The organism is Pseudomonas sp. IT-347P (assembly GCF_949768005.1).
GTDB lineage: Bacteria > Pseudomonadota > Gammaproteobacteria > Pseudomonadales > Pseudomonadaceae > Aquipseudomonas.
Genome location: NZ_CATKPQ010000033.1, coordinates 36,022 through 48,581 on the forward strand (window position 1 = coordinate 36,022; position 12,560 = coordinate 48,581).

Here is a 12,560-nt window from a genome sequence, read left to right on the forward strand (position 1 = left end):
TCGTCAGTCAGGGCCCCATCGCGAGCAGGCTCACTCCTACATTTGGAATGCGTCCCTCTGTAGGAGTGAGCCTGCTCGCGATGGCGGCCTGAAGGCTGAATCAATGTAACTGACTAAACCCAGCCCCAGTCGTTCAAGGCGAATGCGTAATGTCGGCAATATCATCCGCCGCCAGCGCCCCGGTATCCGCCGTTTCCAGCACCACATACGCACTGCCGCAAAACAGCGAGTTGAGCCGCTTCATGTCGGCAATCAACTCCAGATGCAGCGAACTGGTCTCGATGCTCTGCACGATCTTGCGTTGCAACCGGCTAACATGCGCATGGGCCAGACGACGTTCCTGCGCGCGAAAGCGGCGTTTCTCACGCAGCAATTGCCGGGCACTTTCCCGGTCGCCGCTAAGGAATACCGAAAGGCCCAAACGCAGATTAGCGATCAATTGCTGCTGCAATCCGGCGAGATCCTCCAGGCCTTCTTCGGAAAACGAACGGCGCTGCGAGGTCTTCTGCTGCTGGATCTTGCGCAGCATGCGCTCGATCAGGTCCGCGGCCAGTTTCAGGTTGATCGCCAGTTCGATGATCTCGGCCCAGCGCCGACTGTCCTGCTCGCCGAGGTCTTCGCGGGGCATCTGCGCAAGATACAGTTTGATTGCACTGTACAAGGATTCGACATCATCGCTCAGCCGACGAATTTCCTGAGTGATGGCGGTCTGCTTGCCGCGCAGCACATCGAGGGTGGCGTCGAGCATGTTGTCGAGCAGATCGCCCATGCGCAGGGTTTCCCGCGCGGCGTTGGCCAGCGCCAGGCTTGGCGTGACCAGTGCGGTCGCGTCGAGGTGGCGCGGTTTGGCGGTGCCGTTGACCTCCGGCCGCTCTGGCAGCAGCCATGCGCAAAGGCGCGCCATCGGCCCTACCGACGGCAGCAGAATCAGGCAGCGCGCGGTGTTGTAGAGCAAGTGAAAGCCGATGACCATTTCCTGCGGGCTGAAATCGAGGCTGTCGATCCAGTGCACCAGCGGATCGAGCACAGGGATGATCAGCAGCAGGCCAATGAGTTTGTACAACAGACTGCCCAGCGCCACTTGCCGACCAGCGGCGTTCTGCATGCTGGTGCTCATGAAGGCGAGAATGCCGCTACCAATATTGGCGCCGATCACCAGGCCGATGGCTACCGGCAAACTGATCACCGCAGCACCGGCCAGCGTCGCGGTGAGCAGCACGGCAGCGAGGCTGGAGTAGGAAATCATCGCGAACAACGCGCCAACCAAGGCGTCGAGGAGGATGTCGCCGGTCAGCGAGGCAAAAATCACCTTCACGCCTTGAGCGTGGGTAATCGGTGCAGCGGCCTCGACGATCAGTTGCAGCGCGAGAATGATCAGGCCCAAACCGATGCTGACCCGGCCCATCTGCCCGAGGCGTGTCTGTTTGCGCGACAGAAAAAAAATCACCCCGAGGAAAATCAGCAGCGGCGACAGCCACGACAGATCGAACGTCAGCACCCGCGCCATCAGCGCGGTACCGACGTCGGCGCCGAGCATGGTCGCCAGCGCCGGAGTCAGCGCCATCAACCCCTGGCCGACGAAAGACGTCACCAGCATGGCGGTGGCATTGCTGCTCTGCACCATCGCGGTCACGACGATGCCGGCGACGAAGGCCAGCCAGCGCCTGGACATGTTCTGGCCAATCACATGGCGCAGGTTGGTGCCGTACACCCGCAGGATGCCGGTTCGGACGATATGCGTGCCCCAGATCAACAGGGCGACGGCGGAAAGCAGATTGAGCAGGGTGAGCATGCAGACCCCCTGTAGTAGCAGCGCCCCAGAGGGGCAAGTTGACGGTACCGCGCGGTTTCTACGTTTTTGATACTTAAGCTGTAGTTGGCTAACGGTCTGGGCGCCAGCATTGCACAGCTAAAGTGCGGATTGAAACAAAAGTGTCATGAAAATGGGTTCACACACCCACTCAAATCCAACACATTTCCCGTGTGTTGCCCAAAACAAATGTGGGAGCGGGCTTGCTCCCGAATGCGGTGGGCCAGCCAACATTTCAGTCGACTGACACGACGCTTTCGCGAGCAAGCCCGCTCCCACAGGGGGTATTGCGTGCGTCTGGATTACCGGGTTACTGGCCCGGAACGTCCTTGCGCAGTTTTACCGGGTCTTGCTGCTGTCGCTTCTTAGCCATTGCGCCGCGCAGTTTGATGTTGATCGCTTCCACCGCCAGCGAGAACGCCATGGCGAAGTAGACGTAGCCCTTCGGCACATGCACATCGAACGATTCGGCAATCAGCACGGTACCCACCACCAGCAGGAACGACAGCGCGAGCATTTTCAGCGACGGGTGCTTGTCGATGAATTCGCTGATCTTGCCCGACGCCAGCATCATCACCAGCACCGCCACGACGATCGCCGCGACCATCACCGGCACGTGGGAGACCATGCCGACAGCGGTGATCACCGAGTCCAGCGAGAAGACGATGTCGATAATCGCGATCTGAATGATCGTGTAAAGGAAATTGCCACCCTTGCCCGACGGCGCGTCGTCGCTTTCGTCTTCGCCTTCGAGCGCGTGGTACATCTCTTGCGAGCTCTTCCACAGCAGGAACAGGCCACCGAAAAACAGGATCAGGTCGCGGCCGGAAATGCCCTGGCCGAACACTTCGAACAGGTCGGCGGTGAGGCGCATGACCCAGGTGATCGACAGCAGCAACAGGATCCGGGTGATCATGGCCAGGCCAAGACCGAAGATCCGCGTGCGCGCCTGCATGTGTTTGGGCATGCGGCTGACCAGGATCGAAATCATGATGATGTTATCGATGCCGAGGACGATTTCCAGGGCGGTCAGGGTGAAGAAGGCAACCCAGATTTCGGGGTTGGTCAGCCAATCCATGTGTATTCCTTTGAGCGAGTGTTAAACCGAAAAAGGTCCGGGCTTCAAACTGCGAAGCCAGGACCCGAAACGGTGAGTCTTGGGCTTATAGAGTGCTGAACACCGGGAAAGTCCCCAACAGCAGTGCAGCAATCAGGATGCAGATACAAACCAGGATCGCCCATTTCAGGGTGAAACGCTGGTGGTCACCGAAATCAATACCGGCCAGGGCTACCAACAGATACGTCGATGGCACCAATGGGCTCAGCAAGTGGACGGGCTGTCCGACGATCGAGGCACGGGCCATTTCCACTGCGGTGATCCCGTAGTGGCTGGCGGCTTCGGCCAGCACCGGCAACACGCCATAGTAAAACGCATCGTTGGACATGAAGAAGGTGAACGGCATGCTCACCAGCGCCGTGATCACGGCCAGGTACGGGCCGAGAAAATCCGGAATCACTGCCAACAGGCTCTTCGACATCGCATCGACCATGCCGGTGCCGCTCAGGATACCGGTGAAGATACCCGCCGCAAAGATCAGCCCGACCACTGCCAGTACGCTACCGGCGTGAGCCGCGACGCGATCCTTCTGCATCTGCAGGCAAGGGTAGTTGACGATCATGGCAATACTGAACGCCACCATGAACAGCACCGGCAACGGCAACAGGCCGGCGATCAGGGTGCACATCAGGCCGAAGGTCAGGGCACCGTTGAACCAGATCAGTTTCGGACGGCGCGCATCGGGGAATTGCGAAACGCTGATTTCGCTATGGTCGATTTCGTCGCCGATCAGGTGCAGCTCGCCGAGACGCGCACGTTCACGTTTACCGTAGAAATAAGCGATCACCAGAATCGCGACCACACCAGCGGCCATCGCCGGGATCATCGGCACGAAAATGTCCGACGGATCGACATGCAGCGCACTCGCGGCACGGGCCGTCGGGCCACCCCACGGGGTCATGTTCATCACGCCACCGGCGAGGATGATCAGACCGGCCATGATCCGCGGGCTCATGCCGATGCGGCTGTACAGCGGCAGCATCGCGGCCACGCAGATCATGTAAGTGGTCGCGCCGTCACCATCGAGGGAAACGACGAGCGCCAGCACGGCGGTGCCGATCGAGACCTTCAGCGGGTCGCCCTTGACCAGTTTGAGGATCTTGCGCACGGCCGGGTCGAACAGGCCGGAGTCGATCATCAGGGCGAAATAGAGAATGGCAAACATCAGCATCACGCCAGTCGGCGCGAGCTTGGTGATGCCTTCGAGCATCATCGGGCCGATCTTCGGCGCAAAACCACCGAACAGGGCGAACAGGATCGGGATGATGATCAGAGCGATCAGCGCGGACAGGCGCTTGGTCATGATCAGGAACATGAACGTGATGACCATGGCGAAGCCAAGGAAAGTCAGCATGGGAATACTCCAGGCGTAGCGCGGCTAGTTGAGTGAGCGGATCGGACGGGATCAGCGCAGTACGGGAAGCACAAGGCGTACGGGCGGAGTTGAAGCGAGGAGGCGGGTTACAGAGGACATCAGAATCACCATTGTTGTTGTTAATTGGGCCGTTCGTGCGGGTATCACACGGGTTGGCCAACCGGTCTGTTGCCGGAAGTGGAGGCGATCCTAATCGGGGAAGCTTTCAGCTACCTTTCGCTGCACAAAGCGGTGAACGAACGGTCAACCGGTCGTCGGATGCGAGCCAAAGTCAATAAACACGGGAAGGGGAGCTTCAAGATGAGCCCATCGCACAGCGGCGGCTGCCACTGCGGACACATTCGTTATCAGTTCAGCGGGGTGTTGCAGGACATCGCCCATTGCCATTGCTCGATTTGCCGCAAGGTCAGTGGCGGTATCGTCACGACCTGGATCACCGTGCCGGCAGCGAATTTTCAATGGCTGGCCGGCACCCCGGCGCGTTATGAGTCGTCGGCCAGTTGCGCGCGGTTCTTCTGCCCGGACTGCGGCGCGCAACTGGCGTTGGTGACGCTGCTCAGCCCGCAGAGCATCGACGTGACCATCGCCACCCTCGATCACCCCGAGCAGGCGCCCGCCGAACGCCACATCTGGACCGACAGCCAACTGCCGTGGCTGCATCTGGATGAGCATCTGCCGGGCGAAGCCGAAGAAACGATCTGATCAGAAAACCGACAGATTCAGCGGCCGGATCGCGCCCATCCAGATCGCATGTTCGGTGTGGTCCAGCAAGTCATCGCCAGTGTCCGGGTGCAGAAACACCACCAGACCTTTTCGATTCAGCGCCAGCCAAGGCAGCACCTCGCCGATCAGCTCAGGGCCGAAGGCCAATTGGCAACTCCAGTCCGGATGCGGCCCGACCGGGCGCTCGTGAACGCGGCCCATCTTCAACGCAAACAATTGCGCGGCCCACTCGCACAAGGTCCGCGCCTGGTCGATGGTTTGCGCATCGAAATAGATATGGGCGTGATAGCCCTTGATTCCTTGCATCGTGTCATCTCGCAATCGGTTCGAACCCTTGGCAGTTTCCACCGTCACAGGCCATATAGGACAACTATAAGGAAAACAGCCATGAAAAATGCCGAAACCCCAGTGGTGAAAGTGGTGCTGTATGGTGCCATGGCCAGCCTGGGCGGTGCGTTGATGGCTGAATTGCTGCGCCGTCAGCACGAAGTCATTGCCATTCTCGACGATCTTACCGCGCTCGCACCGCGCCCGGGATTGAGGACGAAAACCGGCGACTTGTTCGATGCCGAGCGGGTCAATCAGAGCGTCGCCGGCAGTTCGGCAGTGATTTGTCTGTTGGACGCGCCAGGACTGCCGTTCAGCAGCGACCACGTTGAACGTTCGGTGACGCTTGGGCCGGTCGAACAGGTGCTGGCCGTCGACGCGCTGGTTGAAGGCCTGCAACTGGCGAGCGTGCCGCGCCTGTTTCTGGTCGGTAATTTCGGCGTGCTCGACGAACCTGACAGTGACGACCGCCTGCAACGGCATGCCGCCGAGGAAATCCTTGAAGCTGTCCAAAGCAGCGCCCTGGGCTGGACGCTGGTCAATGCGCCGCATGGCGTCGCCGGGCTGACCATTGAGCATTTCAGTCAGGTCGGCGGCAATCTGGAACCGGGTCTGGCCGAACCGCTGGAGCGTCTGAATCGCGTGGCCGTGGGGATTGCCGATGAGCTAAGGCTGAATTTGCACGTGGGTGAACATGTAAATTTTGTGGCGGCGTCAGACTCGTAAAAGATCGCCGCTTTCGGCAGCTCCTGCATGAGATCGGTGTAGAAGCTGCCAAAGGTGGTGATTTTTTGACCTTCACACCGCAATCGAAGGCAGCGCCAGCCCACTCAAGGATTGCGCGCTGCTCGCCTGCTCCGCCATCAACCAATCGACAAACTGCTGAATCAGCGCGCCCCGGCGCTTGCGCTGTGGCAGGACCACGTAATAACCGAGGCGCGACAGGGTCGTTTCAGCGATGGGCCGGCACAATAAACCTTGACTCAGCAAGTTATCCACAAGGTGCCGCCAACCGATCGCCACGCCTTGGCCGCCAATCGCCGCTTGAATCAACAGCGTGTAATTGTCGAAGCGCAATTGCCCCGGCGCCGGCGGCGAAGTGATGCCCAACTGGCGAAACACCCCACTCCAGTCAAACCAGTTGCTGCTGTTTTCACCCCGCAGGTGCAGCAATGGAAACTCCAGCAACGCCTGAGCAGGCAAGGGCAGGGCGCGATCCTTGAGCAATTGCGAGCTGCACACCGGAAACACTTCTTCGCTGAACAACCAGTGACTTTCGCCCTGCTTGAAGCGCCCGTCGCCAAACAGGATCGCCACATCGATATCGGTGCGCAGCATATTGTGGTTGCGTTCGCTGGTCACGAGGCTGACGTCGACCTGTGGATTGGCTTCGTGAAAGCGGTGCAAACGTGGCATCAACCAATAGGCGGCGAAGGCAAAATCGGTGGCGACCTGCAGCACCTCGTGTTGTTGCTGTGCGCTGATTGCGCTTAGTCCTGCATCGATATTCTGCAATCCGAGGGTAACTTGCTCGAACAGGATCGCCCCCGCTTCCGTCAGTTCGATGCCTCGGTAGATCCGGTCAAACAGCCGCGTGCCGAGCTGTTCTTCCAGCCGTTTGATCTGCTGACTGATTGCCGGCTGCGTGGTGCCAAGCTCAACCGCCGCGGCGGTGAAACTGCGCTGGCGGGCCGCCGCCTCAAAGGCGCGCAACAGGTCGAGGGACAGATCTCCCAAAGCGTCATACATAAGCTGTGCTTATCCTAGTTATTGTCCTGCGCGGGCTTTACCGGATACAGCATGGACTTCATGCTCGATCGCAGCAATGTCGCATAAATTTTCACTATGGAATGCCGCGATCACATGAAGCGCAAGAATATTCTTTTCATCATGGCCGATCAGATGGCCGCGCCAATGTTGCCGTTCTACGGCCCGTCGCCGATCAAACTGCCGAATCTTTCCCGCCTCGCCGCCCAAGGCGTGGTGTTCGATGCCGCTTACTGCAACGGTCCACTATGCGCGCCCTCACGTTTCACCCTGGTCAGCGGCCAGTTGCCGAGCAAGATCGGCGCCTACGACAACGCGGCCGACTTCCCCGCCGACATCCCAACCTACGCGCACTACCTGCGCCGTCTCGGCTACCGCACCGCGCTGTCCGGCAAGATGCATTTCTGCGGCCCCGACCAGTTGCATGGTTATGAAGAACGCCTGACCAGCGATATCTACCCGGCGGACTACGGCTGGGCGGTGAACTGGGATGAACCGGATGTTCGCCCGAGCTGGTATCACAACATGTCTTCGGTACTGCAGGCCGGGCCGTGCGTGCGCACCAATCAGCTGGATTTCGACGAAGAGGTGGTGTTCAAGGCGCAGCAGTATCTGTTCGATCACATCCGTGAGGATGGCGACCACCCGTTTTGCCTGACTGTGTCAATGACTCATCCACACGACCCGTACACCATTCCCAAGGCATTCTGGGATTTGTACGACGATGCCGACATCCCGCTACCTGCAACCCCGGATCAACACGAACTCGATCCGCACTCCCAGCGCCTGCTCAAGGTTTATGACCTGTGGGATAAACCGCTGCCTGTGGATAAGATCCGCGATGCGCGCCGGGCGTATTTCGGCGCATGCAGCTATATCGACGCTAACGTCGGCAAACTTCTGCAAACGCTGGAAGAAACCGGACTGATCGACGACACCATCATCGTCTTCTCCGGTGACCACGGCGATATGCTCGGTGAGAAAGGCCTTTGGTACAAAATGCACTGGTACGAGATGGCGGCCCGCGTGCCCCTGTTGATAAGTGCCCCAGGCCAGTTCACTGCCGGACGGGTCAGTGCCGCCGTGTCGACCGCAGACCTGTTGCCAACCTTCGTCGAATTGGCCGGCGGCTTACTGGAACCCGGCTTGCCGCTGGATGGCCGGTCACTGGTATCGCACCTGCAAGGGCAGGGTGGTCATGACGAAGTGTTCGGCGAATACATGGCCGAAGGCACCATCAGTCCATTGATGATGATCCGACGCGGTCCCTACAAGTTTATCTACAGTGAAAGCGACCCTTGCCTGCTCTTTGATATACACAATGATCCGCGTGAACTGGAAGAACTCAGCCAATCACCACAACATCGTCAACTTTTCGAAGATTTTCTCGGCGAAGCGCGGGCCAAGTGGGACATTCCGGCCATTCATCGGGAGGTGCTGGCCAGCCAACGCCGTCGCCGATTCGTCGCCGACGCCTTAACCATCGGCAAGCTGAAGAGCTGGGATCACCAGCCACTGGTGGACGCCAGTCAGCAGTACATGCGCAACCACATCGACCTTGATGATCTGGAACGCAAAGCACGTTATCCACAACCCTGCCAAAACCAATAATGTTAAGGGGAAGTCCATGCGTAAGTTATCCACAGTAGTGACGGTTGGCCTGCTCGCGCTGAGCAGCGCTGCGGCCTACGCCGAGCAAAGTTGCGACACGGTGAAAATGGCCGACCCGGGCTGGAGCGACATTGCCGCGACCAACGCGATCACCGGGTTTCTGCTGGACGGCATGGGCTACAAGGCCAAGGTCGACACCCTCGCGGTGCCGATCACCTTTGGCGGTTTGAAGGACGGCCAGGTGGATGTCTTTCTCGGCAATTGGATGCCGGCGCAACAGGGCTTCTACGACAAGTTCGTCGCCACCGGCGATGTCACGCAACTGGCGAAGAACCTCGACGGCACCGAATTCACCCTCGCCGTGCCGGACTACGTGTGGGACGCGGGTGTACATAACTTTGCCGACCTGAACAAATACGCGGACAAGTTCGAGCGCAAGATCTACGGCATTGGTTCAGGCGCGCCGGCGAACATTTCGCTGCAGGAAATCATCAAGAAGAATGATTTCGACATGGGCCAGTGGAAGCTGATCGAGTCCAGCGAGCAGGCGATGCTGGCTGAAGTGTCGCGGGCGGTGAAGAAACAGAAATTCGTCACCTTCCTCGGCTGGACGCCGCACCCGATGAATGTGCAGTTGAAGATGCGTTATCTGAAGGGCGGCGAAAAGTACTTCGGCGACACCGGCAGCGTGTTCACGTTGACCCGCAAGGGCTATGCCGAGGCCTGTCCGAACGTGGGTAAATTGCTGACCAATCTGTCGTTCACTCAAGAGATGGAGAACAGCATCATGGCCGAGGTGGTGAACAAGAAAGTCAGCAATGCCGAGGCGGCGAAGGCGTGGATCAAGGCCAATCCGGCAGTGCTGGACAAGTGGCTGGACGGGGTGAAGACCGTGGATGGCAAGGATGCGCTGGCGGCAGTGAAAGCGAAGCTGTGATCGTGCGGCTGTTAGGCATTGTGCTCGGCTTGAGATTTTTGCCCCCTCACCCCAGCCCTCCCGAAACGTCGGACCGCCCCCAGAAGGGCGAGGGGGAAAGGGAGCCGATCTTTATGCTGTTCAGAACCTGAGTTCGATTGGATATTTCAGGTCAGCGTACCTCCCTCATCCACCTCGGTCAGTCCCCTCTCCCTCCATGAGAGGCCCAGGGTGAGGGGCTCTTGCTGTTTCAGAACCCGAGTACGACCTGATTTTTCAAGTCGATGTATTCAGTCCAGACACCTCGGTCAGTCCCCTCTCCCTTTGGGAGAGGGCTAGGGTGAGGGGCCTTTCCCCTGACACCCTGATAACCTTGAACAAACCCCCAACCGCGAGGACCCATGGCCTTCCCCAGCCGCCACTCTCTCTTCCCCTTCCTCACCTGGCTACCGCGACAAACCCGCGCCAGCGTCGGACGGGATCTGGTCGTCGGCCTCAGCGGTGCGATTCTCGCGTTACCCCAGTCGATCGCCTATGCGTTGATCGCCGGTCTGCCACCCGAATACGGCCTCTACGCGGCGATCATCCCGGTGCTGATCGCCTGTCTGTGGGGTTCGTCGTGGCATTTGATCTGTGGCCCGACGGCGGCGATTTCGATTGTGCTGTTTGCCAGTGTCAGCCCTTTAGCGGTTCCAGCCTCGCAGGACTACATCACCCTGATCCTGCTGCTGACCTTGCTGGCGGGGATATTCCAGTGGCTGCTCGGTTTGCTGCGCTTTGGCGCGCTGGTGAATTTCGTCTCGCATTCGGTGGTACTGGGGTTCACCCTCGGCGCGGCGGTGGTGATTGCCATCGGGCAGTTGCCGAACCTGTTAGGCCTGGAGTTACCGGCGAAAGCCACAGCACTGGCCAGTTTGATGGATCTGCTGCAACACCTGCGGGCTGTGGATAAACCTTCGCTGGTATTGGGTCTGGTCACGGTGGTCGTCGGCCTGCTGCTCAAACACCTGCTGCCGCGCTGGCCGACGTTGTTGATCACGCTGGTGCTGGCCAGTTTGCTGGCGTGGCTGTGGCCGGGCATGTTCGGCCACGTGCATCGGGTCAGCGCGTTCGTCGGGCGCTTGCCGCCGTTCAGTGCCTTGCCACTGGATCTGGACTTGATCTTGCGGTTGCTGCCGAGTGCAGTGGCGGTGGGCATGCTCGGGCTTGTCACCAGTCTGTCGATTGCACGCTCGATTTCGGCACGTTCGCAGCAGTTGCTCGATGCCAATCAGGAAGTCCGCGCGCAGGGTTTGTCGAATATTGTCGGGGCGTTCTTTTCAGGGTCTTTGTCGGCCGGATCGTTTACCCGTTCCGGCCTCAGTTACGAGGCGGGCGCTTGTTCGCCGCTGGCGGGGGTGTTTTCTGCGATCTGGGTGGCATTGTTCGCGATGTTTGGCGCCGGGCTGATTGCGCACATTCCGATCCCGGCGATGGCCGGCAGCATTCTGTTGATCGCCTGGGGGCTGGTCGATCACCGGGGCGTTCGCGCCTTGCTGCGGGTCAGCCGCGCCGAGTTTGTGGTCATGGCCCTGACCTGCCTGGCAACCTTGCTGCTGGAATTGCAGACGGCCATTTATGCCGGGGTGCTGGCCTCGCTGTTCTTCTACCTCAAGCGCACCTCGCAACCGCGCGTGCAGCATTGGCGCGACGGCGAAGACGATGTGTTGCGTGTCGGCGGCTCGATCTTTTTCGGCGCCAGCCATTACCTGCAAGTGCGTCTGCAACGGATGCATGGCGCACGCGTGGTGATCGAGGCGCAGCAGATCAACTTCATCGATTATTCAGGGGTGGAGATGCTGCATCAGGAGGCGCGGCGGTTGTTGAGCCAGAATCGCAGTCTGACCTTGCGCCGGGCGCGGCCGCAGGTGGTCGAAGAGTTGCGGAAGCTGGAAGGGCCGGAGAAATGCCCGATCCGCTTTGAAGACTGATTGGCGATAGAGGTAATCCGTGTGGGAGCGAGCCTGCTCGCGAAGACGGCGATACATCCAAAATTGATGTGTCAGACAGACCGCTTTCGCGAGCAGGCTCGCTCCCACAGGGTGATTTATTGGGCCAACTGGCGGCGTAGCTCGGCCAATACCGGCGCGGTATCCGGGCGCACACCACGCCACAGGAAAAACGCCTCGGCCGCCTGCTCCGCCAACATCCCCAAGCCATCCATCACCACCGCAGCGCCATGCTCACTGGCCCAATGGCAGAACGCCGTCGGCTCCTTGCCATACATCATGTCGTAGCACAGGGTCTTGCCTGGATCGATCAGGCTCGGCGCAATTGGCGGCACATCGCCGGTAAGGCTGGCTGACGTGGCGTTGATGATCACGTCCACTGGCTCACGCAACCAGTCGAAACCACTGGCTGACACCGGCCCGAGGTCGCAGAACAACTCTGCCAGCAGCTCAGCCTTGTCCACCGTGCGGTTGGCGATGATGACCGAGGACGGTTTTTCCGCCAGCAATGGCTCCAGCGCCCCGCGCACCGCACCACCAGCACCAAGCAGCAGGATACGTTTACCGGTCAGGCTGAACCCGGCGTTCACCGTCAGATCGCGCACCAGCCCGGCGCCGTCGGTGTTGTCACCGAGCAGCGAGCCATCGGCCAGTTTGCTCAAGGTGTTGACGGCACCGGCACGCTGCGCGCGCGCGGTCAGGCTGTCGGCCAGGCGATAGGCGTCTTCCTTGAACGGCACGGTGACGTTGGCACCGCGCCCTTCCTGGAAGAACGCCGTGGCGCAGGCGGCGAAATCGTCGAGCGGCGCCAACAACGTGCTGTAGTCGAGGCGCTGGCCGGTCTGCTGGGCGAACAGCGTGTGAATCATCGGCGACTTGCTGTGGCCGATCGGGTTACCGAAAACGACGTAGCGATCCATCAGAAA

General features: G+C 59.9%; 11 protein-coding genes. 5 read left to right on the forward strand and 6 right to left on the reverse strand.

All coding sequences use genetic code 11. From position 1 onward, the window contains the following. Positions 1–133: 133 nt before the first annotated feature. The 3 genes from ACM6IV_RS12935 to ACM6IV_RS12945 all read right to left on the reverse strand — a co-directional run bounded on the left by ACM6IV_RS12935 (position 134) and on the right by ACM6IV_RS12945 (position 4,281). Positions 134–1,792 (reverse strand): Na/Pi cotransporter family protein, encoded by a 1,659-nt coding sequence (locus ACM6IV_RS12935; protein WP_414870293.1) that lies wholly within the window; start codon positions 1,790–1,792, stop codon positions 134–136. 328 nt (positions 1,793–2,120) lie between these two features. Next, positions 2,121–2,888 (reverse strand): TerC family protein, encoded by a 768-nt coding sequence (locus tag ACM6IV_RS12940; protein WP_258710775.1) that lies wholly within the window; start codon positions 2,886–2,888, stop codon positions 2,121–2,123. Positions 2,889–2,973: 85 nt separating this feature from the next. Continuing rightward, the gene (locus ACM6IV_RS12945; RefSeq protein WP_414870294.1) at positions 2,974–4,281 is read right to left on the reverse strand and encodes a CitMHS family transporter; all 1,308 of its coding nucleotides are present in this window, start codon (positions 4,279–4,281) and stop codon (positions 2,974–2,976) included. Positions 4,282–4,602: 321 nt separating this feature from the next. On the opposite strand from ACM6IV_RS12945, the gene ACM6IV_RS12950 reads away from it, so the two are divergent. Next, positions 4,603–5,004: a GFA family protein gene (locus tag ACM6IV_RS12950; protein WP_414870295.1), complete on the forward strand. Its 402-nt coding sequence runs from the start codon at positions 4,603–4,605 to the stop codon at positions 5,002–5,004. On the opposite strand, the gene ACM6IV_RS12955 is transcribed toward ACM6IV_RS12950, so the two are convergent. After that, positions 5,005–5,331, reverse strand: coding sequence for a DOPA 4,5-dioxygenase family protein (locus ACM6IV_RS12955; RefSeq protein WP_414870296.1), 327 nt, complete (start codon positions 5,329–5,331; stop codon positions 5,005–5,007). It lies immediately after the preceding gene. 81 nt (positions 5,332–5,412) lie between these two features. Between ACM6IV_RS12955 and ACM6IV_RS12960 the strand changes: the two genes are divergently transcribed. Then, the gene (locus ACM6IV_RS12960; RefSeq protein WP_414870297.1) at positions 5,413–6,078 is read left to right on the forward strand and encodes an NAD(P)-dependent oxidoreductase; all 666 of its coding nucleotides are present in this window, start codon (positions 5,413–5,415) and stop codon (positions 6,076–6,078) included. Between the two features lie 72 nt (positions 6,079–6,150). On the opposite strand, the gene ACM6IV_RS12965 is transcribed toward ACM6IV_RS12960, so the two are convergent. Beyond that, the gene (locus ACM6IV_RS12965; RefSeq protein ID WP_414870298.1) at positions 6,151–7,101 is read right to left on the reverse strand and encodes a choline sulfate utilization transcriptional regulator; all 951 of its coding nucleotides are present in this window, start codon (positions 7,099–7,101) and stop codon (positions 6,151–6,153) included. 114 nt (positions 7,102–7,215) lie between these two features. Between ACM6IV_RS12965 and betC the strand changes: the two genes are divergently transcribed. From betC to ACM6IV_RS12980, 3 genes are all read left to right on the forward strand, one after another. Then, on the forward strand, positions 7,216–8,730 hold the full coding sequence (betC, locus tag ACM6IV_RS12970) for a choline-sulfatase (protein ID WP_414870299.1): 1,515 nt from the start codon (positions 7,216–7,218) through the stop codon (positions 8,728–8,730). 16 nt (positions 8,731–8,746) lie between these two features. Then, positions 8,747–9,667: a choline ABC transporter substrate-binding protein gene (gene choX, locus ACM6IV_RS12975; RefSeq protein WP_414870300.1), complete on the forward strand. Its 921-nt coding sequence runs from the start codon at positions 8,747–8,749 to the stop codon at positions 9,665–9,667. 380 nt (positions 9,668–10,047) lie between these two features. Then, a complete protein-coding gene (locus tag ACM6IV_RS12980; RefSeq protein WP_414870301.1) occupies positions 10,048–11,616 on the forward strand; it encodes a SulP family inorganic anion transporter in 1,569 nt (522 codons plus the stop codon). A gap of 116 nt (positions 11,617–11,732) precedes the next feature. Here the strand turns inward: ACM6IV_RS12980 and aroE are convergent, their stop codons facing one another. Next, positions 11,733–12,554: a shikimate dehydrogenase gene (gene aroE / locus ACM6IV_RS12985; protein WP_414870302.1), complete on the reverse strand. Its 822-nt coding sequence runs from the start codon at positions 12,552–12,554 to the stop codon at positions 11,733–11,735. Between the last annotated feature and the right edge of the window lie 6 nt (positions 12,555–12,560).